This is a genomic window from Rubinisphaera italica, from assembly GCF_007859715.1.
GTDB classification, from domain to species: Bacteria; Planctomycetota; Planctomycetia; order Planctomycetales; family Planctomycetaceae; genus Rubinisphaera; species Rubinisphaera italica.
Genome location: NZ_SJPG01000002.1, coordinates 1 through 24,116 on the forward strand (window position 1 = coordinate 1; position 24,116 = coordinate 24,116).

Here is a 24,116-nt window from a genome sequence, read left to right on the forward strand (position 1 = left end):
ACAACAGGGACAAAAACGGGACAAGTGGGGTGCAGCAATATGAACATAACGCTCATACGCTACAATATGAGGGGTGTGAGAGCGTAAATTCTAAGACCGCACTGAAAGAATCTTTCGGGGCCACCCGAGGTATCTTCATTAACGAAAATACGACTGTCTGCTCACCCGAAATTCGTAGCCATCGCGTGTGCTGTCGACGACAAAATAAGTTCGACGAATATCGGTTGCAGACCGATTGGCATAATTGTGTTCGAGTTGGGCGAGCATAGCCTCGGTTCGCGGCGGATAGAAATGCAACACTCGGGAAGCAGAGACATCGATACTGGCTCGACGAAATAAATCCTGATCAGCTGCCTTCAATTGACCTCCCTGCCAGGTCATATACATGCGACCTTCATTTTTACCCGATGTCGTTTTACGAATCGAAGGCGGGTTCTGTGTCAGATTCGAGAGATACACCAAAGTTCCATCGGCTTGAATCGTTCCGAGTTCAATGCCGAAGAACTCCAATTGTTGAGCATAGACCTCAAGATCTTTCTGACTGGCAAACTGAATGTACCAGCGTTGTTCGCGAGGTAAGCCCGACTGTCCGCCATCTGCACCTAATGCTCGACGACCGGAACCTTCACGGCTGCCGACGTTTCCACTCGACTGGGCATCGGTTTCGTACTGACGCAGCATTTGTTCGGCAGAAACATCGGCCAACTCGGTTACGCTTTCAAAGATTTCCTCGACTTCCACGTCTTCCTGCTGCACATCTTCGAGAGACGCATCGGGCACCGGGTCTTCGGGAGATTCGACCAGCAAGGTTTCATCGACGGCTCCGTCTTCCACCCCACCAGGAAATTCAATCAGCTCGACAGGAATCGGTTGAGAGGTTTGAGCAGGGCGATTGAACAACCAGGTCGCCGTCAAAGCAGAGACACAGACAATCAGACCAATCACCCCGGCGATCAAAATGGAGCTGACACGATCGTATCGCGTCACCCGCATCTCGGGAGCATAAATCGTTGAAGAATCGTCGCGGCGATCAGCCATGTAGGTGTTTCGCTAGGGCATTAGTATGGTATTGGATAATACAAGCACGAAGCGCAAGCGAGTGTGCGTTTCAGGTTGACTCACTCGCTTGCGCTTCGTGCTTGTAAAACTAAATTCTAACTCGGTTTAATACTATCTGGATTCATTCCTCGAATCCAATCTTCCAATAAAAAACCCCGCCTAATTGAAGACGGGGTTTTGTTTTCAGCATCTTTGCAATTCATCACTTGATGAGATTACGCAGAGAGATAGCCATTGGCGTCGAGGTAGGCGACAACTTCCTGAGCCAGTTCGTCGATGCTTTTTGTATCGGCATCGAGAGTAATTTCGGCTTTGGCTGGTTCTTCGTAAGGGTCATCGATACCTGTAAACCCTTTGATTTCGCCTGCACGAGCCTTCTTGTACAAACCTTTAGGGTCACGTTCTTCACAGGTTGCCAGTGACGCATTCACATAGACTTCGATGAATTCGCCTTCGCCCATAATTTCGCGAACGCGGTCGCGGTCGGCACGGTAGGGAGAGATGAAAGCCGTCAGCACGAAAATGCCGGCATCGCTGAAGAGCTTGGCCACTTCACCAATTCGGCGAATATTTTCGGTTCGGTCATCTGCAGAGAAGCCGAGGTTTTTGTTGAGCCCCATACGAACATTGTCGCCATCGAGCACGTAAGTGTGAATTCCCTTCTCGTGCATGAGGTGATCGACAGTGTTTGCGACAGTACTTTTGCCAGCTCCGCTCAATCCAGTAAACCACAAGATGGCACTTTTGTGCCCCATCAATTTGCGTCGCTCGACTTTTGTCACTGTGTGGTCGTGCCAGGTAACGTTCGTAGCTTTCTGATCAGTCATCGGTTTCTTTCACTTGATTGTCTGAAAATCACAAATTCGATGCCCACAGGCATCATCAGTACAGGTATTTTTGTCCGAAATACAATAGAATGAGCATGTTAGGGAAAGATTTTACACGTGGAAAGCCCGTTTCGTCTCAAAATAAATACAAATTGACCTGAATCGTACCTCGCTCATAAAATGAATTGGGAACCGTTCTTGAAATGAGTCGCAGAAATCAGTCAGACTCAATTCAAAAAGCGGTTTAAGACCGACTGTTGCAGCCGTAAAGTGGATCTGCCCGAACAGGACCGGATCACTCAGCAAGAATGCCGCGGTTGCCAGCCATCCATTCACCCGGCACCAACGGAGGAATGCGGCCATGGTGAGAATAATATCTGGTGATGACCAGTTGAAGAATCTCTTCGCGGGGCTCATCGAGAATACGTTCTACACAGAAATCGGCGTGGCGGATCCGCATGTCGTCGATTATCTCACGCAACTCATGCTACGCTTCGTACGCAACGACAGCATTTTTAAATTTCGCGATCCGACTGGAAAACGTCTCGAAGAAATCGCGGGAATGCTGATCGAAGCCGAGAACTGCCGGGATCGTCCCAAACGGGAAATTCATCGTCACATTGGCGATTTCACGCTCTTCTGGTCAGGAGTCTATCCCGAGGCGTTGAAATTCCTGAAAGGCTTTGATCGGAAAGACCATCTGCTTGATTACCGCGAACAGGGTAAACGCTCCTACTACATCGCCAGCACGTTCGAGCAGGATCCGTATGAGAATGAAGCTCCCATTTTGCGACGTTTAAGTGAACTCTACGATGTCTGCACGAAAGGCTTGTATTCGGTTCGCAAAGAATGGGAACTGAATTATTGAGAATCAATCGCGCGAGCATTAAGCAACTCGGTTGCCGAGATGATTCTTCTGAATCGCTTTCTGCATGCTCGACCAGACCTGAAAAATGGAGACTGCGGACATGCACTGCATGTTCGCGGATCCTTTCATTGGACATTCTTTCCGATAACTGGCGGCACAGGGAACCTGAGCCTGAATCAACTGATGATGCTCGCCCGGTGGCCCGGAGCGTTCTTTTGAAGTGCAGGTGAAGATACCGACGACCGGAGTTCCCATACCTGCTGCCAGATGCATGGGTCCGGAATCATTCGTCAAAACTATTTCCGCGGCCTGTAGAACCAATGCCAGTTGTTTGAGTGAGGTCTTACCTGCCAGATTCAAAACTTGCTGATGAGGTGATTTCTGCCGGACAAACTGACAGATGCTTTCCGCGTCCTGTTTCTCGCTTGCGGTCCCGACGACAACCAGCGACATGCCGTATTCTTTGCATGTGCGTAATGCGATTTCTGCAAACGAGGCAATCGGCCAGCGTTTTGTTACCCACATCGCTCCGGGGTGAATTACAAAAAATGGCTGCGGGATTTCGTTGATCAGATCATCGACGACTTGTCGATCGGCTGGTTCAAATCCCAGTGTAATTGATGGAGCGGGACCGGATTCCCCGAGCGCTTCTGCAACTTTCCAGTAACGGGCATGTGCGGGAACTTGTTTATCTGTTTCGGGTAACAATCCATGACAGGTTAGATGAGAATACTCGCGAGCCGTTTCGAGACCAATGCGAAGTCGCGAGCGGGTCGCGGCTGTCATTAATCCTGTCCGAAATAGCCCCTGCAAATCGAGTGTTAAATCATAGCGTTGTCTCCAGATTTGTTTCAGGAGATTGAAGTTATCAGTCAATGTTCCTTTGCGATAATAAATCAGCACCTGATTCAAATCGGGATGCCCTTCGATCAGGCCCGCCAGTTCACTGCGGATCACCCAGTCGATGGTCGCATTCGGAAAACGCTTTTTCAGGACCGGCAATAAAGGCAATGTCTGAACAACATCTCCCAGAGCACTCGGCTTGATGATCACAATCCGTTTCGGGTCGATCTCATTGAACAGTTTGACGATCCGCGAATCAGACATAAATCAGCACCGGCCAGAGAATATGATAGAATTATCCGACCATCATAATCGCAGCCGTTTTTTTGAGGCAAGATCAACTCAAACGACGCGAGTCAGCAGGATTTGACAGCCATCATCAGTCTCGGACTCGATTACAACCTCAGGGCAACTGGCAGGCAACAATAGGGTTGAGCCCGTTTCACAACGGTAACTTGTTGCGTCAGTGGCAATTTTACAAGCCCCCTCAAGCACCATCAAAATGCGACATTGATTTTCTTCAGAAATCGTCCGCGAATTCGGACACGAAAAGCGTTCCACCTGAAAGTACGGGGAATCGATCAGAAATTCGGACTGATTGGAATTATTCTGCGGACTCAAGCCGGAAGAAACCGGTTCCACGGGACCGCATTCAAAATCGATGCATTCCAGAGCTTCTTTCAGATGCAATTCCCGAGGCTGGCCGTTTTCATCAACCCAGCCCCAGTCATGAATGCGATACGTCAAATCGCTGGATTGCTGAATCTCAGCCACAAGGATCCCGTCTCCAAGAGCATGAATTGTTCCAGCGGGAATGTAATAAACCTCGCCTTGTTTCGGCTCGATACGATGCAGACAGGACGTGATGTTTCCGGCAGCAAGGGCTTTGACGAAGTCGTTTCGAGTAATGCCCGATTTTAGCCCGGCATACAGCCAGCTGTCTTTTGCCGCCTCAAGGATCACCCAGGCTTCCGTTTTGCCGTTTTGTTCTCCCGCAATTCTCATCGCCTGATCGTCATTGGGATGAACCTGTAGAGAGCTGGCTTGATGGCTGTCCAGATATTTCATCAAGAGCGGAAACTGGTTAACCTCGCTGAATTCCTCAGGAGACTCTTTAACTAACTCATTCAAAGTTTTACCTGCATGAGGCCCCGATTGAACGACGCTTTGGGATTCCCCCATGTCGCAAATTTCCCAGCTCTCGGCATAGTCCTGGCGTTCCTCCAGAGATTTTCCCAGCCGATCCCCAAGTTTTCGCCCTCCCCAACGTCTGCATTTGAGAATGGGGGTAAATTGTAGCGGTTCCATGCAATCCAATTCCCGCCTGACAGGCGGAGTCCTATTCAGTGTGAGTTGTGTCATGCCGCAGATTCTATCTCCGGTTCACAAATACGGAAATAGATGATTATCTGTCTGTTTTCTACTTCGTGAAACAGTGCCAGAGTCTATGGAAATCAAAAAAACGATCTACTTTTGCAAACTTCCTGTGAAATCATAACCCGACGCGTCAGCGAGGGGACGGCATGAAATTCTTCATCCGCGACCTCTTATCAATTTCCCTCGTTCCCAAAGTCCTCCCTGAGATCTGGGAATAAGTTGTCCATGACAAGCACGTACACAACGGCTGGCGTTAGCAATACTTCAGTTCTAACTTGAAAATCCTGTCAACAGACAACCGTGTGCAGGAACAAGCCCAACATTTTCATCGACTTTCAGCCCGGCATCTGAAAGCATGGACTGATATTCATCGAGCCGATAGCAACGTCCCTCACAAACCGAAAATAACATTGCCGAGTAAGCAGCGACCGGACGAGGTCCCGTTGAAACGGGAGGAGCTCCCTCCGGAATGGAATCCAGGAAGGCATCAAGAATGACAATTCGTCCCTGAGCAGGAAGTTGGCTCGCAAAATGTTTGACGAGTTTGCGGGCATGCTGCTCGCTGTAATCGTGCAGGATATTTGCCATCAATACGACATCGGCTTCAGATTGATTCTGATACGTGTGAATGTCATCGAAGCAAAACTCGACCCGGTCACTCACACCCGCTTCAGCGGCATATTCTTTCGCAACTTTTAACGGTGATTCCCGATCAATGATTGTCGCTTTGAGGTTCGGAAACTTCTTCAACAACTCCAGGGAATAAATTCCGTGCCCACCACCAACATCCAGAAGATGTCGACAAGAGGAGAGATCAAGTTGCTGAGCAACAGCTGGTGCCACATTCCGTGCCCGTGCCGCCATCGCCCGCGTTAACGCATCCGAGATTTCAGGATCATCCAAAGCAGAAGGCCCGGCATCATCATGATAGACAAAGGAAATATCACCGCCCGGGGAATCCTGTTCGAGTCGGGTAATCATCATCTGGACATCGGCTCCCAATGCTCCCAGTCCAATGTAACCTCGCAGATTAAAAGGGGATTCCGGCGAGAGTTTTTCTTGACCATACGCCGTCAGTTCGACGAGATTATCCTGGTTGACCTGCAAGACGTTTAGAGCACATAACCCAGTTAATAACACTGTGGCCGAACGTTCCTGCAAACCGAGTTTTTCCCGCAAGGATTCGTAAGAGAGTGGACCAGCGGTCAGGAGTTTACCGACATCAAATCGCGTTGTTCCAGCCACCAATAACTGCGACAAATAAGCGGCTCGCAGATCATCAAGTAGTTGAGTGGGATCGAGAATGGAATCGGTGTTAAGCATGTGAGGTCATTCGCAAAAGAGTGAGTCGATTTCGTCAGGCTGTGCCTGACCTGCAACTTTAGTCACGTATCCCAAACGACTGTCTCAACAGGTCTTCGTTGCACTTGCCAAACCAGTGAACTTTGCCCGTTTCGATATTCTGAAAAACCACCTGAGCCGGGCTGAACAGAGCGGGATCAATTTTATAGAAATCTCCATTGGCCGCTTTGAAGATTTCCGCGAAAGGTCGCCCATAATCTGTCGATGCAATAGAAGGAACTTTCGGGCCAATTTCTTCAATCGAGGCGTCGTCACCGGTCACATAAAGAGTGATCATACCGCCATATAAAATCGCATCGTTTGTCCGTCCAATTGCAGTAATGGTATCAACTGCGACAGGAGAAAGTGGAGCGGTGCCGGTTGCGGATTTAATGCGATGGATATCGAATCCCAGTTCATACAACTTATGCAGACCTGTTTCGACCGAGCGGGCATTGATCTGCAAACTTCCTGCAATGCTGGATGTTGCTGCCACCAGCAGGATCAGATTCCGTGGTTCGACTTTCGCTTTGTGAGCAATTTCGCGAACCACCTGAGAAGTCGGTAGCTGATCCGATTCGAGGACTCCCACACTGCAATAAAAATGTTCGGTATAGCCGAGCCGATGAAACAACTCTTCCCGACCTGCATTGGCCCGCATTGGCCCCGAACCCATGGCAAAATAATTTTCGGTTTTCACTTCCCAACCGGCATACTGGCTGAACAGGCAGGCTCGCACCGGAAAATCGGTCGTGACCTGAATCATCGGCCAATTCACAGATCCGATCGTACCCGTATGAATGGTCACATCGGCCAACCCGGACGTACAAACCTTTGCCAGCAACAGCCCGGCAGACAAACTTCCCGAGGCTTTCACTCCAAAGTCAAGAATCCGAGCTCCGCAGTCGAGTTCTTCGATTTCTGTTCGGAGATCTCCCGGATTTTCGACAATGCTGTCAACAAGATCCCAGGCTCGGGCATTTAAAATTGTCGCCATAATGGGGCTTCTAAGTTTTAATATGAGAGGGAATGCGAATTCAGATAGAAAATAATAAATCCGCACATAATTGGAGAACGCAACTCATCAAAGAAATCAACATGGGTGGCATTACTTACGTAATGAAATTCGATTGTATTTCAGTTGACGTTCTAATTGTTCAGGATTTCCAGGAATGGAAAGTCTCGCGCTCACCATCTTCGCGACTTCGCCTTCCTGAAACAACCGTCCCCCCAGGCGATTGATCGATTCTGAGCCATCCCTGCATGTCAAATCTACAAATTCCAGTCAATTTGGGGCATTTTCGTCGGTCATTTTCTTCAACAAGACCCCATTTTAAGAATGTCTTGACCGACTCAGCCTTGTCGCTTACTTTTCACATCCCTTCACATTGAATGGATTCTAGGCAACGACTGTTTGCTTTGCGGATCCAAACTTTTCCTACCTGTTAGTCCTCCCTCATCACGAATGGTTTGTTGTTTCCAATCTGGAGATGATGCCCCGTTCCGTCAGGATATGCTCCATGTCCGAATATCATCGCGACGCCTCGATCCATGAGATTCCGGTTCGTCCAAAAATGTACCCTGTCACAATCACTGATCGTGAAGAAGCGGCGTATTGTGCTCCGCGCATCGGCTTTATCTTCTCGCTAATGATCCTCGTGATCGTCTGTGGCTGTTCAGATATGAACCTGATGATGCCCACCATGCTGAAAAAGATGGAATTCAAAACGGCTCAGGGCAACGACAAGGGCGATTCCTTTGAAGACGATTTCAATCTCGATCAGCCGAAGGTGATCAACCCTCCGTTTCTGGGCGAGTATGTTGTCGTTTCAGGTTTGAATCTGGTCACCTTGGAAGGGGTGGGTTTAGTTTCTGGCCTGGATGGAACCGGAGGCGATCCGCCACCATCACAATATCGAACCGAATTGCTCAAAGACATGCGACGACGGGACATTGAAGATCCCAACCGCATTATCAGTTCCCCATCGACTGCTCTGGTCATCGTTCGTGCCTACTTGCCGCCATTGGTTTCGCCGGGCGAAAAATTTGATATCGAAGTTCGATTGCCTGAAGGCAGTGAAACAACCAGCCTGAACGGTGGCTGGCTCCTTGAATGCAAACTGACCGAACGGGCCATTGTTGCTGGCAAAGGAGTCCTGGAAGGAAAAGCCCGCGCCAAAGGGAGTGGCCCCATCCTGGTTTCAACCGGCGAGGATTCTTCCAGCAGCTTGCTGAAACGCGGTCACATTGTCGGCGGTGGTGTCGCATTTGAAAATCGAGATATGTATCTGTTCATGCGAAACGAATTCCGCAGTGTGCGTAACTCGACACGTGTTGCACAAAGAATTGGCGTGCGATTCTTCAGTTACGACAGCTATGGAAAACGCGAGCCACTTGCCAAAGCTAAAACCGATCAGAAACTCGTTCTGAAAATTCATCCCGCTTACAAAGACAACTTCCCCCGTTACGTGCAGGTGATTCAGAATATTGCATTCCGCGAAACCGAAATTGAACGCCAGGTTCGACTCGAGCGACTTGAAAAAGAGTTGTTGATTCCAGAAAAAGCGGAACAAGCCGCTTTGCAGCTCGAAGCGATTGGCCCTGATGCGATTCCCATGCTCAAAAATGGCCTGACGGCTGACTATTTTGAATGCCGTTTTCATTCCGCCGTTGCGTTGTCCTATCTCGGCGAACCTGCCGGGCTCGAAACACTGTATATTGCGGCTCGGGATGTTCCCGCATTCCGCGTGTTTGCTCTAACCGCAATGACCGTCGTTGAAGAAGGAGAGACATTCGCCTACTTACGTCAGCTCATGGACGAACCTCTTCTGGAAACTCGTTATGGGGCATTCCGCGGGATGACCACGATTGATGAGAACGAACCATTTGCACGCGGTGAACTACTCAATGACCAATGTAAACTCCACGAGTTGAAAATTGGTGGCGAGCCGATGATTCATCTGACACATCGGCAGAAAGCCGAAATCGTTCTCTTTGGCGACAAACTGCAATTCCACACTCCACTCGCGTTGACAGCGGGACCACATATCATGGTCAATAGTGCTCCCGGCTCCAACGAGGTGGTCATCAGCAAGTATCGCATTGGTGAACCCGATCAGCGAAAGGTTGTCTCGACGAATATCGCCGATGTCATTCGCGCTGCTGCCGAAATGGGAGCCAGTTATCCCGATATTGCCCAGATGCTCGTTCAGGCCGAACGCCAGTTGAATCTGCCAGGTCCAATTGGAATCGATATGTTGCCAGAAGCCGGTCGGTATTATCAGCGACCAGACAAACCCGATGGGAATACACCTCATCAAGCCAATAGTAATGGTAAGAAAACCAAAGTTGGTCGTTCTAACATGACGCCGAACCCTTACACCAAAATCAGTGAAGAAAACGAGGAGGAAGCCACCAAGCCGATTCTCTCGACAGAAATCCTGGAAGAAGAAATCATCGAAGATCCGACTGCGACCGAAATTGAACCGGATGCAGACGGCGAGCAGGAAATGAAATCCGCAGAAAGTTCGAAAGAACCTGAACCGGTCGAACGAGGATCCAACCCGATTAAACGTCTGAAAACGTTCATGAAACAAAAAACGCACGGGGAACTGGTTTATCCCGAGCAGGAGGAAGAATAAAAACCGCAGGCCTGTCTACAACAGGCATCGTCGTCCAGCCCTCAAAACCGCAAGTGTGGTCTCGAGGGCTGACTCCGTTTCTGTTCGGTCCCCGCCGAACTGATTTTATTGTCAGAAATCCGTCATGTTGAAATCCCTGGAAGTCTTCGGCTTCAAGAGCTTCGCCGACCGCACAACATTTGCGTTCGCGCCGGGGATTACGTGCGTTGTTGGGCCGAATGGATCGGGAAAAAGTAACGTTGTGGATGCGATGAAGTGGCTGCTCGGGGATCAAAGCCCTAAGAGTCTTCGTGGCAAGAACATGGCTGACGTCATCTTCAACGGCTCCCGCTCCCGCAAAGCCAGCGGATTTGCCGAAGCGACGCTCACCTTCGACAACACACAGAACATTCTCGCGGCTCCCTACGATGAAGTTCGAATCACGCGTCGACTTTATCAGGGGGGCGATTCGGAATATCTCATCAATGGCGACACCTCCCGCCTCAAAGACATCCGCGATCTATTCGCTGGGACCGGAGCAGCCACCTCTGCTTACAGTATTATTGAGCAGGGACGCGTTGGTCAGGTTCTGCAGGGAAATCCCTCCACCAGACGTTTACTGTTCGATGAAGCCGCCGGAATCAGCCGCTTCAAATCTCGCCGTGTCGATGCCGAACGAAAACTCGAACGAGTCTCCCAGAATTTATTGCGTCTGACAGACATCGTCGATGAAGTCGAAACTCAGCTCAACGCCTGTCGCAGTCGAGCCGGCAAAGCCGCCAAATATCGCGAGTTCAGTAGACAGTACGATGCTCTACATCTTGGCATTATCGCCGACGATCTTCGCATCCTTTCTGCCAGAAAACAGGAAGTCGTTGGACGAGCCGAAGTCGCTGGTCAGGAACTCGCAGAATCCCAGGAACGACAATCGGGCATTGAAGCCGAGCGCGAACAGTTACGTAACCGCTATCGACAAGCTGACGAGGATCTGCAGGAAACGGAATCGAAACTCTCGACCTTGATGCAGCAGCGATCCAGTCTGCAGACCTCCCTGCGGCATCAATACGAACGCGCCCGCGAAGTTGCTGGCGAAGCGGAACTGCTGCGCAAACAACGCTCCGAATTGAAGCGACGTGTTCACGATATTGACGACGAGATTCGCACAGAGAACGAACTTTGCGAAGAAGCTCGGCAAGCGGTCGCGAAAAAGCAAGCTGAGCAGGAATCGTGTACCGCTTCATTGCAAGAGCTTTCTCAAGCCATTGAAGAAGCTCGGCAACAACAGCACGAGCAACGTCGACTGATGGGTGAACGTCAGCGGGAACAGGCGACGGCTGAAAGTCAGTTGAAACATTTGACGAGTCGTCAGGAAACCATTCTGACTGCTCAAAAACGACTGCAACAGGAACGCGTTGACCTGCAGACGGAAATCGAGCAGCGTCAGTCAGCCGTTTCCGAAGCGGAACGCGTTTACGGCGAAGCCGTCGCGAAGCATAGCGAGCACAAACGCCGCATTGATGAAATCCTCAAACGTCGTCGCAGCCTCGAAGAACAACTTTCGGCCATCGTCACTCGGCAAGCCGTCGACCGTGAACAGCGTTCCGCCTGGGAAGCGCGACTCGGGTTACTCGAAGATATGGAACAGCGTCAACTCGGGTTGAGCATCGGCGTCCAGGAAATCCTGCAACGCGCTCGCAAGAGCCCGCTTACGCCCTGGAAACATGTGCTCGGAATCCTGGTCGACTTCTTCGAATGCGATCTCGAACATGCTCCTCTGATTGAAATCGCCCTCAATGGCAGTTCGCAGATGGTCGTTGTTGATCAACTCGCTCCAGTTCTCGAATACCTGGATCGTCAAAGCACACAATTTGAAGGTCGCATCAGTTTTGTAGAATTACCTCAAGGGAAATCGCAACCTTATTCTACCCAGCATGTCGATGAAGAATTCCTGCAAACGCTGCAGCAATCGTCCGATGTCATTGCACGAGCCGATACGCTAGTTCGTTGCGAAGATCTGTATCGACCACTCGTCGAACGACTGTTACGAAATACCTGGATTGTCGATTCACTCAATTCTGCTCGACGTTTTGCTGTGCAGGCCCCGCATGGAACTCAGTTTTTAACCGAACAGGGTGACCTGTTCGGTCATGATGGAGTGATTCAAACCGGAACCATTCAGGCGGAAGGTTCTGTCGTTTCACGGCGTTCGGAAATCCTGCGGATTCGACAGGAATTAACCGCTCTCTCTCGTCACATCAATCGACTGGATGAAAAGACGGATGAATTCGACGCCCTGTTAAAACGTCTCGGCGAAGAATTGGCGAATGCGCAGGAATGGATGGAGTCACAAACGGCTGAACTCTCTGAACTGAAACAGCAACTGGTCACTCGAAAAAGTGAACTGGAGAGCGTTCTCAAAGATCAATCCCGCATTGATAGCGATCTCGAATCGCTCGATAAACAGTTCACATCCGTCATTGCAGAACGCGAATCCCAGCAGCAGGAACTGACTCAACTCGCCGAGCAAATAGCCGAGTTGAATCAGAATGGCGAACATCTGGTCGAGCAGGTAACTAACCTGCGCGATCAGGAACGCCAGATCAATCATCAGCACGATCAGGTGAAAGTGGAACTGACAAAAATCCAAGAACGACTCAGTTCGGTCGAACTCGTTTTCAATCGTCTGCAAAAAGATCGCGAACTGCGAGAGGCTCAATACAGCGAAGCAATGTCGCGTCAGGATGCCGCCTTACAGAAACGCAGCCGACTCGAATTGCAAATCCTGAACGCTCAATCCAAACTGGCGGAGCTATTCCTGATCGGCGAACAACTACAGATCGACGCTCAACGATCTCGACGTTCACGATCAGAAATTCAGGTCAAGCGAGATCGCAGTAACGAACAGGCACGTCAAATCACTGATAAACGACGCGCTCAGGAAGAGGTCGTTCAGGACCTGCGCATCGAACGCCGCGATATCGACACCGAACTTGACGGCCTGCTCGAAAAACTCGGCGAAGAATACCAGGTCTCCATTCCCGAATTAATTAATGCGGGCGTCTCTTCCTACGAACCTTACGAAGCCTTCCGACGGGGAGAAGAAATTCAGGCACTTGAGTTGATCACCCATAAAACTGTCAGCGAAGACGATCAGAACGATACCGATTCCGAAGTGGAAGAAGTCCTGAGCGAAGTCTCTGCTGAAGAAGGGGAATCTACGGATCAAACGGAAACCGAAGAAATCATCGAAGACGAATCTGATCTCGCCGCTGTATTGGCACAGGCTCCTGTCTGGGCCTGGCAATCGGCTGAGGAAAACTTCGAGGATGTTCGCGACGACATCGACCGGGAAGTGTCACGACTTCGCAAGAAAATCAAAGCCCTCGGTGCGGTTGATCCTGAATCTTTACAGGGGCTCGATGAACTTGAAAACCGATTCCGTCACCTCAATACTCAATTGCAGGATTTGAAACACGCCCAGGCGACGTTGCAGGACATCATTCGCAAAATCAATAACGAGAGTCGACGGATGTTTGTCGAATCCTTTACCGCCATCCGCTCTCAGTTCCAGGAACTGTTCCGGCAACTTTTCGGCGGTGGCGAAGGGGATGTAATTATGGAAGACGATTCCGATCCGCTCGAATGCGGCATCGAAATTGTCGCGCGTCCTCCCGGCAAAGAACTCCGCAGTATCAGCCTGCTCTCTGGTGGAGAAAAAACGATGACAGCCGTCGGCTTGCTGCTCGCAATTTTCAAGAGCCGCCCGAGCCCGTTCTGTATTCTCGACGAATGCGATGCCGCTCTCGACGAAGCGAACATCGACCGCTTCGCCAACGTCATCAAACAGTTCAAAGACAAAACCCAGTTCATCGTCATCACCCACCGCAAACGCACTATGACCGCCTCCGACCGCATCTTCGGTGTCACGATGGAAGAAGCCGGCATCTCGAAAAAATTGACAGTCCGCTTCGAGGATGTCGGAGAGAACGGCGAGATTAATACATCGCCTGAGAACAAGGCGGCTTAAATCCGATGAGCCATGCGTCCGTATTCTCATGATGATGAGACTGAGTAGGCGACATTCGTCTTATAATATCTCATGGAGAATATGTTCTGCGGTCATTCTTCCGGACTGCATCGCTCCATTGATCGATCCATTCACCCGATAGTCCCCACTCACCAGAATATCATCGCGCAGCTTCACAGGTTGCTGTGGAGGATTGAATGCGGGTGCAGTGAAATTCGGAAGCGCATAAGGAATCCGATAAGTGCGCAAATGCTTCCAATGCACAACCACGCTCCCAAACCATTCTGCCAGCTTGATCTGCACATCTCTGAGTAACTCATTGTTATTTTCTGGAGCATCAAGAACCGTTACAGAAATTAAGGACTGACCTGCAGGAGCATATTCAGCAGAGACCTGACTCGGCACACACAGATTATTAATCAATCCCGATTTCTCACCATAGAGCACCAGAATCGGTTCCTGAACGGGAGGTTTTTCTGCAGAAAAATAAAGGCAGGTGACCGAGCGGGGCTTCCGCTTCGATTGAAGTTCCGGCAGAAAAGCTTCCGCCGCAGGCTGCTCCGTAGCCACCACAACGCATCGACTAGAAATACGTTTCCCATCAGCAAGAACGACATTCTTGCCCTCAATTCGATCGACCGTTGTGCCGAGCTGAATCGAGTCTTCAGGCAGATGACGGCCAATTTGCTCCGGTATTCTCTGCATACCTCGTGCTGGCAAAGTGGCTTGCCCCTGGCTGAACATTCGAAACACGAAATACAGCATTCGAGCAGATGTTTCTAATTGAGAATCGAGAAACACACCACCAAGAAAAGGTCGAAAAAAATGGTTGATCATTCGGTCTGAGAAGCCGAGTCGTTTCAATTCTTCAGAAGTGCTAATATCAGTTCGCTCAAACAGGTCTTCAACAGATCCTTTTGTAGAAAGAGCTCTTAATTTACTGATCAAGAGCTTGTCCGAGATCGTCCCAACGCGGGCAAATGCTGTTGTCATCAGATCGAGCGGTCTCTTCCATGGATCAGAAAGTTTCTGAAAAGTCCCGTTCACACGAATCAATGCTCCGGGATCAAATGATTTCAGATCCAGCTCTTCGTAATCGAGTATCGATTGAGCTTCAGGATAGGCTGTCAGAAAAACTTGAAATCCTCGATCCAGCAGATACCCATCCATTTCGTCAGTCGCCACTCGACCTCCCACGCGATCCGATTTTTCCAGAATGATCGAGTCGATATTCTGCTGTTGAAGTCGGTATGCGCAAGTCAAGCCAGCAAGTCCGGCACCGATGATAACTACGGGATCACTCATGTGTCTTTTTCTTGGAAAGTTTCTGATTCCTGTGAGACCCGATACTGGCAATGAAAATCAATCCGAGTCAGTCTCAAGAAAAGCTCCGCATTAATCACGGGAGGGCATTAGCCCTTTAAAGAAACGATACGGAGCCATCAGGTTATTTTTAAGCGAGACGGTTTCATGATTTGCCTGCGCCAAGATGATGGTTGAATCGTCCGTGCTCAGATTTTCAGAATTCAGTGACCGTAATTGATGCAGAAATTCGTTAAGAAACTCAGAGGGTGAAGTGAGGGGGATCGAATTCGCAAGTTCCATCAGGCCTATTGTGTTCAGTCTCTTTCCTGACGAGTCAAATGCTTCACTTAAGGAATCTGTGTAAGCCAGAAAAAGATCACCGGGAACAAACTTCAAGCGAATCGAGTTAAATTCAGACTTCTCGATCACCCCAATAGGCATATTGTTCGAAAGATCTGCAGAGGTTTCCTCCTTCATCGACTGCCAGAGCCCCGTCGACGCTCGGTAGATCAGAGGATTGGGGTGGCCAGCATTGCAGATGGTCAGAGATTTGGTCGGCTGGAAGTAAGTACTGATAATTGCAGTTGCAAATCGACCTGATGACGAAATGGATTCAAACTCTTCATTCACAGCCTTCACAAGTCGCGATTGATCGATGTGATTAATATTGCGACGCATAATATCTCGAAGTTTGGAAGCCGTCGGTGAGGCTTCCAAACCATGACCACTCACGTCCCCGAGGATGAGCCGCGTTATTCGACCAGATGCACAGGAGGAAACATAATAAACATCGCCGCCAAAATCTTCCTCTCCGGTAGGTTGACTGTATACCAGTAAATCCAGGCCCGGGACGCGAAATTGAGAACTTGTCGAAGAATTTCCACCCCAAACTTCCATACAGGCCATGGTGGTTGTTTGTGGGGTTTGCTGATTCATGAGGCCATTTTCCAGGACGATTCGATGCCGTAATCGATATCACGTATTTATCGATGATGATTTACAATTGTGCACCTGGTTAGTTCAGGTTCAGTCAATTACTGGTCATTTTATTCCCAACCTGGACGAAACACAGGTGGGCACCAGGAAATTAGAATCAGATTGCCCAATCATTAGCCAACTACGAGCAAATAGTATGACGAAACCTACAAAAACTTCGAATCTTCAGCAGGCTTCAATTCCGCGCACTTCAAAAGAGAATACGGGGCGTCTGCAAAGTCATAGTGCCACCATTTACACCAACATGATTGCAAGTAAACATGCACGCTGACATGGTTAACGGATATGTCGTACAGAGTATCTATGCTTGATCGCCAGAAATCATATTCCGTCTATCAACCAGTGGATTGGTCCGCTTAAAACTTCGGGTTGTGTGCCACTGGCCTCGCCAGTGCAAATCGAGACTAATACTGAAGTTACAATGCACTGGCAAAGCCAGTGCCACCCTAAAATATAATTGGAAAGGGCACTAATTGGCTGAAAACTGTTGAAGCTTGCGCTGGATTCACCTAAACGCGCTCTTTCTTATTAGAACATTCCAAATGCAATGTGCCTTCGTATGTGCGATTATTTCCCTGAAATGTTGCATTTGTTCAGGCGGAACGCGGAAGACTGATTTTGAATATGCTCTAGAATTCGTACAACAACTTCTCAATTATCTATACTAAAGTACTTATGGCGGGCGGCACAGTTAGACATGAACCATGCATTTGTACAGAAATCCCGCACGAGGTTTCGATTTAAGGATCAAGATTACCTGTGAACTGCGTATGGCTTAGCCGCCCCAAATTATTCTTTTCTGGGCATGCGTGTATACTTCTTTATAAATTCGGCGTCCGGCAGTTCCGCAGGAGCATCCCAGCGAAACTTGTAGAATCTTTCTCCGGGCACTTCAATCGTTTGCTCACTTCCGACAAACCGAACGGTTTCTCCCCACCAACTTTCGCCGGCCTGCTGATAAACGATTTCTCCTGATAGGGGATGCTGATCGACAGATTTCACTTTTGGCTTTAAACCAAGGTCTTCATCCAGCTTGAATAATTCCTCGGTCATCTCGAAACGATAGACTTGAGTATCGGTCGTTACAAACAATGATTTCCCGTCCTGAGCTGGGGATAAATCGTGGCCGCCTTTCGTTGGCAGATTCCATTCTTTTTCAACGACCAGTGACATGCGATTGTCTGTGTCAGTGATTGCAACCAGAATAAGCTTGCTGTCACCTAGTCCCCAAAGACGAGAGCGTTGCTTGTCCCAGTAGACGCCGTGGGCTCCATGGAGTTCCAATCGGGCGTCTGGGTTGTTCGATGTTGCAATATCTTGATAAGAGTAGACGACAATTTCATCGCCGCCATAACTTGACGCGATTGCAATGTGTTGTTGTGGCAGCAGGCAGGCACTGTGAGCATTGGTCGCGAAGGTGTGGAAAATACACTTCCTGTCACTCCGCTGAATTATCGCTACGCCACTCGAGGACGACACCACCAGTATAAACTTGCCGACAGGTTTGCAGTCAGCCACATTCACAAACCGAGGTTGCATCGCTTCGGGAATCTCAGTTGAATCCGATGCCTGCCAGTTCCATTTGTGATTCGGGGACTCCATCCCTTCGGAAGTGGACTCGATCATGAAAACTTCAGCTTTCGAGCAGCAAATCAAATCGTCAGTGACAATCGCTGCTTCTTCAGGGCAGTCAGCAGTAAGAGTGCAAAGAGGCATACAAATGAAGACGGCCAGCATCCTTAGGGATTGATACATATCTGATCTTTCACTTTTCGATCAACTCATATTTCGCAATGACACTCGGCGCAATAAAAAAAGATGACCGATCAGGAATGACACCAAATTCCCGACCGGTCATCTCATCGCAGGAGACGAAGTTGTTAGATTTGCCAGTGCCTGGCAAATACTCTTAACGAATGAAGAGCATTTCCTGATAAGTTGGCAGTGGCCACATATCGTCGGCTACATAGTCTTCGAGTTCATCGCAGTATTGGCGAACAAAGTTCATGGCTGGAATGACCGAATTGCAGTAGTAGTTCGCTTCTGCAATCGAGTCTGCACAATCATGATTGCTCATCGCTGTTTCCAGATCGACAATGCTGTCCTGAAGTGCTTTGACCAGTTCCGTGACTTTATCGAGAGTATCGGTATCGAACTCATATCCGATCAGTTTCAGGTTGGCACAAGTGGTTGCCAGCTGACTCTGGTAGCGAATCGCAGCCGGGAAGATCATTGTGCGAGCCATCTCAATGGTAGTGTTGGCTTCGACCTTGACTGACAAGCAATACTGTTCGAGGTAAGTTTCCAGACGACTTTCCAGTTCCCGTCCAGACAAGACGCCGTACTTGGAAAACAGGTCTTTGATGGCTTGTTCCTTCAGAACAGGCAAGGCATCAGCAGTCGTCTTCAGGTTCAGTAAGCCACGTTTTTTGGCTTCCTCGTGCCATTCGTCAGAGTAACCATCACCATTGAAGACGATTGAACCATGCTTTTCCATGATGTCTGCAAGCAATGTCTGCAGGGCAGAATTGAGTTTCGAAGGATCTCCAGCTGTTGCGTTTTCAAGTTCGGTTGCACAGTAATCCAGAGATTCTGCAATAATCGTGTTCATCGCAACCAGTGGGCCAGCAATAGATTGATTGGACCCGACTGCTCGGAATTCGAAGCGATTGCCCGTGAATGCAAATGGGCTGGTTCGGTTTCGGTCCCCAGCATCTTTGGGCAGTGGGGGGAGAACATCGACACCAACTGTCAAAGTTCCACGTGGAATCGACGAATTGGCACCGCCTCCTTTGATCTGTTCAAAGACATCGGTCAGCTGATCACCCAGGAAGATCGAAATGATCGCTGGAGGAGCTTCGTTAGCACCGAGTCGGTGATCGTTACTCGCAGAAGCGACCACGGCTCGAAGCAGTCCCTGGTACAAGTGAACGGCCCGGATAACGGCGGCACAAATCAGCAGGAACTGAGCGTTTTCGTGAGGTGTTTCGCCAGGATCAAGCATGTTTCCTTGCGATGAACTTCCCATTGACCAGTTGACGTGCTTTCCAGAACCGTTCACACCAGCAAATGGTTTTTCGTGCATCAGGCAGGTCATGCCATATTTGGTGGCGATTTTACTCAACACCATCATCACAATCTGCTGATGGTCGGTCGCGATATTGGCGAACTCGAACATAGGAGCAATTTCGTACTGACCAGGTGCGACTTCGTTGTGACGAGTTTTGACAGGAACACCCAGTTTGAACAACTCCCGTTCACATTCGAGCATATAAGCCAGAACACGTTCTGGAATGGCTCCGAAATAATGGTCGTCGAATTCCTGGCCTTTTGGTGGTTTCGCACCGAACAGGGTTCGGCCACAGTTAAGGAGGTCTGGTCGTGCAAAGAAGAAGTTACGATCGATCAGGAAGTATTCCTGCTCAGGTCCGGCTGTTGAAGAGACCAGAGCTCCATCGGTTTTACCGAACAGGGCCAGAATACGCTGTGCCTGAGTGTTCAGAGCCTGCATGGATCGCAGAACGGGAGTTTTCTTATCGAGAGCTTCACCGGTCCAGGAAACGAAAGCCGTTGGAATGCAAAGCGTTGTTCCGTTCGGGTTTTCCAGAATGTAAGCCGGGCTGGTCACATCCCAGATAGTGTATCCGCGAGCTTCGAATGTCTGGCGAATACCACCGGTTGGGAAGCTGGAACCATCTGGCTCACCTTGAATCAGCTGGCTGCCACTGAACTCGGCAATGGCACTGCCATCACCACTGGGAGTCAGGAAACTATCATGCTTTTCAGCAGTAGATCCGGTCAGGGGATAGAAAACGTGAGCGTAGTGAGTCGCTCCCTTTTCGATCGCCCAGTCCTTCATCGCCGAGGCGACAATATCAGCGGCAGAGGAATCGAGCTTATCGCCGGACTCAATAGTTTTCATCAGTGACTTGTAGATCGGCTTAGGCAGGCGGTCTTTCATAACCGCCTTGCTGAACACATTTGCGTTGAACAGCTGCTGAGTGGTTGTCTGGGTAAAGTTCATCGGAGGGGAACTTGGTTGATAATTCGTAACGGCAGTGATAGCCGCCTGTCGAGCAGAACCACTGGAATTAATAGTTACTCCGCCTGCACCGGTTGGAACTTGGCCATTTGATTGTGATTTACCAATTGTTGTAGAACTCACTGTGTGGTTGCCTCTCTGAGCCTGTGCCGGATACTGACGTAGCGGCACAAAGATGAAAAATGGGTGTCCGCTTCCTTGCCATGATTTTCGACGACTGCGTCGTATCAAGTCTATTTATTTGCATTGCAACTTATATGCCGGACGGTATTTTGTACTGAATACTGTGAATTTTCTCGCAATAATGGACTTTTGACTAAAGTCAACAAGTCGATGCCGTGCATGCAATATAAGCACGAGTGCCTAATATATAGCAGGCCTGCTTCGGGAGTAATTTCACTTTTCCCTGTATTCCCAAGGAAAACACGATTCAGACTCGACAGAATCACGCATGCAAACTATCGTGCGGGATTCACGAATATGCTGTTTTGAGAATCAGGTGAAAAGGAGCTTCTCCGCGTGACCGGTTATTTGATGTTATTGTTGCTTTCGTTCCTTAGTTTTATGCTGATCGTCATTGTCCTGCTTCAACGTGGGCGAGGTGGGGGATTAGCAGGAGCTCTGGGCGGAGCTGGTGGCCAGAGTGCATTCGGCACCAAGGCTGGCGATGTCTTCACAAAAATTACAGTCGGGATGGCCATTATCTGGGTGTTGGTCGCAGGCTTCAGCATCAACATTATCAGTTGGTCCCGAACGGTATCCTACAAAGGTGGAGCTGACGTTAATCCTAGCTTGATCCCAGGAAAAGATGACCCCGCAGGAGAAAACACCGATGTTCCTGCACTTGGCGATAATGCACCAATGCCAGGTGAGATTGGGACGTCTGATCTGGAATCGTCATTGCCAGAAGGCCTGAGTATCCCCTCGGGAACTTCGACAACTCCAGAAATGAAGCCTCCGGCTGCAACTCCGACTGAAACTGGCACTTCCGAGACTGCACCACCCGCCGGAACGACTGCCACTCCTTAAATATTCAGCATCATCAACTGTAGAGATATTCCGTAGGACAGGCTTCCAGCCTGTCCTACGGAATATCTCTACAGTTATTTTCTAAACAATCTATAATCAGCGGGTAATAGCGAGGACAATTTCGTGATTCTGAGTATGACGGGTATTGGACGTTCGCGTCATCAGGATGACCAGATTCAGGCGACTGTGGAAGTTCGCGCGGTCAACAATAAGTATCTGAAACTCAATTTGCGATTACCAGATGCCCTGAACGGAAAAGAATCCGAGATCGATCGGCTCGTCAGGAATTATCTCGAACGCGGGACGATTTCGATCAATGTACAACTTACCTGGGTACGACAGGTCAGTCCCTATGTGATCGATGAAGCGACGCTGAATCAATATGTGCAACAAGCCCGTCAAGCAGCTGAGCGGATACACATTCAGCCTCCGGAAAGATTATCCGACTATTTTTCACTACCAGGAGTCATCGCCGATCAATCGGCCTCACTTGATGACGAAGGTGAAGAAGAATGGGCTGTCTTCCAAGTGGCGCTCAAGTCAGCACTGGAACAGCTCAATGTCTTTCGTACAACGGAAGGCCAGGCAATGTCCGATGCATTATCTCGATATTGCGACGAAGTAGCGGCTTCGGTTACTGCAGTGCAGGAACGCTCGCCATTGGTTGTGGACAGCTATCGGAAACGGGTCAAAGATCGCGTGAATGAATGGCTGTCCGATCAGGGTGTGCAAATCGAAACGAATGACATTCTGCGGGAAATCTGCATCTTTTCCGACCGCTGCGATATCACAGAAGAAATCACCCGACTGCAGAGTCATGTCAGTCAGTTTCGCGATTTTCTCCAGGAAAAGAACTCCGCTGGCCGAAAACTCGATTTTCTGTGTCAGGAAATGTTCCGGGAAACGAATACGATCGGCTCAAAGGCAAACGACATCGAAATTTCCCATCGCGTGGTTGACATGAAGGCAACCATCGAAAAAATCCGTGAAATCGTACAGAATATCGAATAAGAAGCGGCACGCGGGCAGAATTCGACAAAGCTGATTTCATTTTTAGTGGAATCATCGTAAATTGCTGAGGATTACGCTAAGCTATGCAACTTGTTGTGTTGCAGAGAGTTGCTCTGGATCTCTCATCTTTTTGAAACCACTTCATAAAATGGACCGATTCGTGAATAAGTCGGACAACTCGAAAATCGGTTTCTGTGTGGTTGTGATTTCCGGTCCCAGTGGCAGCGGAAAGACGACTGTCGTTTCGCGCCTCGAAGAAGAATCGCCGGTTAAGCTGGTGAAAACCATTTCTGCGACGACACGACCGCCACGCAAACACGAAGTTGCTGGTCAGGATTATTATTTTCTGAAGCCAGAAGAATTTGATCAACGTAAGCAGAATGGGGAATTTCTGGAATTCGCAGAGGTTTACCGCACTGGTTACTGGTACGGGACTTTGAAATCAGAAGTGGAACGAGCCCGGAACTCTGGGGGTTGGGCCTTGCTGGAAATCGATGTAGAGGGGGCATTGAATGTGATGCGGGAATATCCCGAAGCCCTCACGATATTCCTGACCACACCTTCAGAAACAGTATTTGAACAAAGACTGCGAGATCGCGGGACCGAGGATGAAGTCGTCATACAAAAACGGCTCGAAACGGCTCGAAACGAACTGAAATTCGCAAGTCGATACCGATATACCGTCATCAACGACCGGCTTGATCGAGCGGTCGAAGAAATTAAAGATCTTTTTTGTCAACACGCCGGGGAGTGCTGCGAGCATGCTTGAAGAACTGAAAGAAGAAGTCATTGTCAACAAGGTCGGTGGTCGATTTAAGCTCTCGACGATCATTCAGAAGCGAATGGTCGCTCTGAATCGGGGCGCTCGTCCACTCGTCGAAATCCCGACCAAGAATCTGATGAAAATCGTGATTCAGGAAATCCTGGAAGACAAAATCTATCTCGATCGTACGGGAAATGTTGCCATCAAAGGCGAAGTCGCTCCCGATGTGGAAGAATATTTTGACGCTGGCCCAGGCCTTGATGATTTGGCATGACACAAGCTCGTGCGGAAATCCTGGTCGGCATCAGCGGAGGAATTGCCGCTTACAAGACGGCTGATCTGGTCAGTCGTCTTGTCAAAAAGGATTATGCGGTAACGGTCATCATGACGGAAGCCGCCCAGAAATTCATTGGCAAGGCGACTTTCGAAGCGCTGACGAATCGCCCTGTCTACACCGACTTATTCGCTCCCCGGGAACATTTCCTGGGGGAGCATATCGGCTTGCCTCGACGAGCCGATTTACTCATCATCGCCCCTGCAACGGCTGATTTGCTGGGAAAAATGGCCCACGGCCTGGCTGACGATCTGTTAACCACAACAATTCTCGCAACGACCTGCCCAATTCTGATTGCTCCCTCGATGAACTCCGAGATGTGGAACAAACCAGCCGTCCAGAGAAATCTGAAACAGGTTACTGATGATGGTGTGAATATCATCGAACCCGACGAAGGCTGGTTGAGTTGCCGGGTGACTGGCAAAGGCCGAATGGCGGAGCCGGATCAGATCGAAGCAGAAATCATCAAACGGCTTGCACCTGCGGTATAATTGCTACCCAATATTGATCTCCGATTCAATTCCCTCTTCCTGAGGGAGAGGGCTAGCCCGGATTTCTCACCCGGGGGTGGAAAAAGGCTGCCTGGTTTGGGATAAGTTGTTTTCTCACAACAGCTTTCACCCCAAACGACAGGCAGCCTTCTCATGACACAGTGTTCCACAAAGTCCCTCACT

18 protein-coding genes are annotated in these 24,116 nt (G+C 49.4%); 8 read left to right on the forward strand and 10 right to left on the reverse strand.

Going from position 1 to position 24,116, the window contains the following annotated elements; translation table 11 throughout:
• Positions 1-138: 138 nt before the first annotated feature.
• Together Pan54_RS25560 and cysC are read right to left on the reverse strand one after the other, a co-directional pair.
• Positions 139-1,038: a hypothetical protein gene (locus Pan54_RS25560; protein ID WP_146506572.1), complete on the reverse strand. Its 900-nt coding sequence runs from the start codon at positions 1,036-1,038 to the stop codon at positions 139-141.
• 236 nt (positions 1,039-1,274) lie between these two features.
• Entirely contained in the window at positions 1,275-1,886 is a 612-nt protein-coding gene (cysC, locus tag Pan54_RS25565) for an adenylyl-sulfate kinase (protein WP_146506573.1), read from the reverse strand.
• Positions 1,887-2,247: 361 nt separating this feature from the next.
• On the opposite strand from cysC, the gene Pan54_RS25570 reads away from it, so the two are divergent.
• The gene (locus Pan54_RS25570; protein ID WP_146506574.1) at positions 2,248-2,754 is read left to right on the forward strand and encodes a hypothetical protein; all 507 of its coding nucleotides are present in this window, start codon (positions 2,248-2,250) and stop codon (positions 2,752-2,754) included.
• An 18-nt stretch (positions 2,755-2,772) separates the two neighbouring features.
• Here the strand turns inward: Pan54_RS25570 and waaF are convergent, their stop codons facing one another.
• The 4 genes from waaF to mch all read right to left on the reverse strand — a co-directional run bounded on the left by waaF (position 2,773) and on the right by mch (position 7,312).
• Positions 2,773-3,861, reverse strand: coding sequence for a lipopolysaccharide heptosyltransferase II (gene waaF, locus Pan54_RS25575; RefSeq protein ID WP_146506575.1), 1,089 nt, complete (start codon positions 3,859-3,861; stop codon positions 2,773-2,775).
• A gap of 78 nt (positions 3,862-3,939) precedes the next feature.
• The gene (locus Pan54_RS25580; protein WP_165442004.1) at positions 3,940-4,905 is read right to left on the reverse strand and encodes a type I phosphomannose isomerase catalytic subunit; all 966 of its coding nucleotides are present in this window, start codon (positions 4,903-4,905) and stop codon (positions 3,940-3,942) included.
• A gap of 339 nt (positions 4,906-5,244) precedes the next feature.
• Positions 5,245-6,297 carry a methyltransferase gene (locus Pan54_RS25585; RefSeq protein ID WP_146506577.1) on the reverse strand — a complete coding sequence of 351 codons (1,053 nt, stop codon included), beginning with the start codon at positions 6,295-6,297 and terminating at the stop codon, positions 5,245-5,247.
• 58 nt (positions 6,298-6,355) lie between these two features.
• Positions 6,356-7,312, reverse strand: a complete 957-nt coding sequence (gene mch / locus Pan54_RS25590) for a methenyltetrahydromethanopterin cyclohydrolase (RefSeq protein ID WP_146506578.1) — start codon at positions 7,310-7,312, stop codon at positions 6,356-6,358.
• A gap of 523 nt (positions 7,313-7,835) precedes the next feature.
• On the opposite strand from mch, the gene Pan54_RS25595 reads away from it, so the two are divergent.
• Together Pan54_RS25595 and smc are read left to right on the forward strand one after the other, a co-directional pair.
• On the forward strand, positions 7,836-9,956 hold the full coding sequence (locus Pan54_RS25595; protein ID WP_165442005.1) for a flagellar basal body P-ring protein FlgI: 2,121 nt from the start codon (positions 7,836-7,838) through the stop codon (positions 9,954-9,956).
• Positions 9,957-10,080: 124 nt separating this feature from the next.
• Positions 10,081-13,962 carry a chromosome segregation protein SMC gene (smc, locus tag Pan54_RS25600; RefSeq protein ID WP_146506580.1) on the forward strand — a complete coding sequence of 1,294 codons (3,882 nt, stop codon included), beginning with the start codon at positions 10,081-10,083 and terminating at the stop codon, positions 13,960-13,962.
• Between the two features lie 60 nt (positions 13,963-14,022).
• Here the strand turns inward: smc and Pan54_RS25605 are convergent, their stop codons facing one another.
• The 4 genes from Pan54_RS25605 to Pan54_RS25620 all read right to left on the reverse strand — a co-directional run bounded on the left by Pan54_RS25605 (position 14,023) and on the right by Pan54_RS25620 (position 20,287).
• Positions 14,023-15,267 (reverse strand): NAD(P)/FAD-dependent oxidoreductase, encoded by a 1,245-nt coding sequence (locus Pan54_RS25605; RefSeq protein WP_146506581.1) that lies wholly within the window; start codon positions 15,265-15,267, stop codon positions 14,023-14,025.
• Between the two features lie 90 nt (positions 15,268-15,357).
• The gene (locus Pan54_RS25610; RefSeq protein WP_146506582.1) at positions 15,358-16,203 is read right to left on the reverse strand and encodes a PP2C family protein-serine/threonine phosphatase; all 846 of its coding nucleotides are present in this window, start codon (positions 16,201-16,203) and stop codon (positions 15,358-15,360) included.
• A gap of 849 nt (positions 16,204-17,052) precedes the next feature.
• On the reverse strand, positions 17,053-18,018 hold the full coding sequence (locus tag Pan54_RS25615) for a DUF6528 family protein (protein WP_146506583.1): 966 nt from the start codon (positions 18,016-18,018) through the stop codon (positions 17,053-17,055).
• Between the two features lie 154 nt (positions 18,019-18,172).
• A complete protein-coding gene (locus Pan54_RS25620) occupies positions 18,173-20,287 on the reverse strand; it encodes a glutamine synthetase III family protein (RefSeq protein ID WP_146506587.1) in 2,115 nt (704 codons plus the stop codon).
• A gap of 537 nt (positions 20,288-20,824) precedes the next feature.
• Here Pan54_RS25620 and secG point away from each other — a divergent pair.
• The 5 genes from secG to coaBC all read left to right on the forward strand — a co-directional run bounded on the left by secG (position 20,825) and on the right by coaBC (position 23,933).
• On the forward strand, positions 20,825-21,334 hold the full coding sequence (gene secG, locus Pan54_RS25625) for a preprotein translocase subunit SecG (protein ID WP_207310275.1): 510 nt from the start codon (positions 20,825-20,827) through the stop codon (positions 21,332-21,334).
• A gap of 123 nt (positions 21,335-21,457) precedes the next feature.
• Positions 21,458-22,345, forward strand: coding sequence for a YicC/YloC family endoribonuclease (locus Pan54_RS25630; protein ID WP_146506584.1), 888 nt, complete (start codon positions 21,458-21,460; stop codon positions 22,343-22,345).
• A 160-nt stretch (positions 22,346-22,505) separates the two neighbouring features.
• On the forward strand, positions 22,506-23,114 hold the full coding sequence (gene gmk / locus Pan54_RS25635; protein ID WP_242631486.1) for a guanylate kinase: 609 nt from the start codon (positions 22,506-22,508) through the stop codon (positions 23,112-23,114).
• On the forward strand, positions 23,107-23,382 hold the full coding sequence (locus Pan54_RS25640) for a DNA-directed RNA polymerase subunit omega (RefSeq protein WP_146506585.1): 276 nt from the start codon (positions 23,107-23,109) through the stop codon (positions 23,380-23,382). The genes gmk and Pan54_RS25640 overlap by 8 nt, the downstream gene beginning before the upstream one ends.
• Positions 23,379-23,933: a bifunctional phosphopantothenoylcysteine decarboxylase/phosphopantothenate--cysteine ligase CoaBC gene (gene coaBC / locus Pan54_RS25645; RefSeq protein ID WP_146506586.1), complete on the forward strand. Its 555-nt coding sequence runs from the start codon at positions 23,379-23,381 to the stop codon at positions 23,931-23,933. Before Pan54_RS25640 ends, coaBC begins: the two co-directional genes overlap by 4 nt.
• Positions 23,934-24,116: the final 183 nt, after the last annotated feature.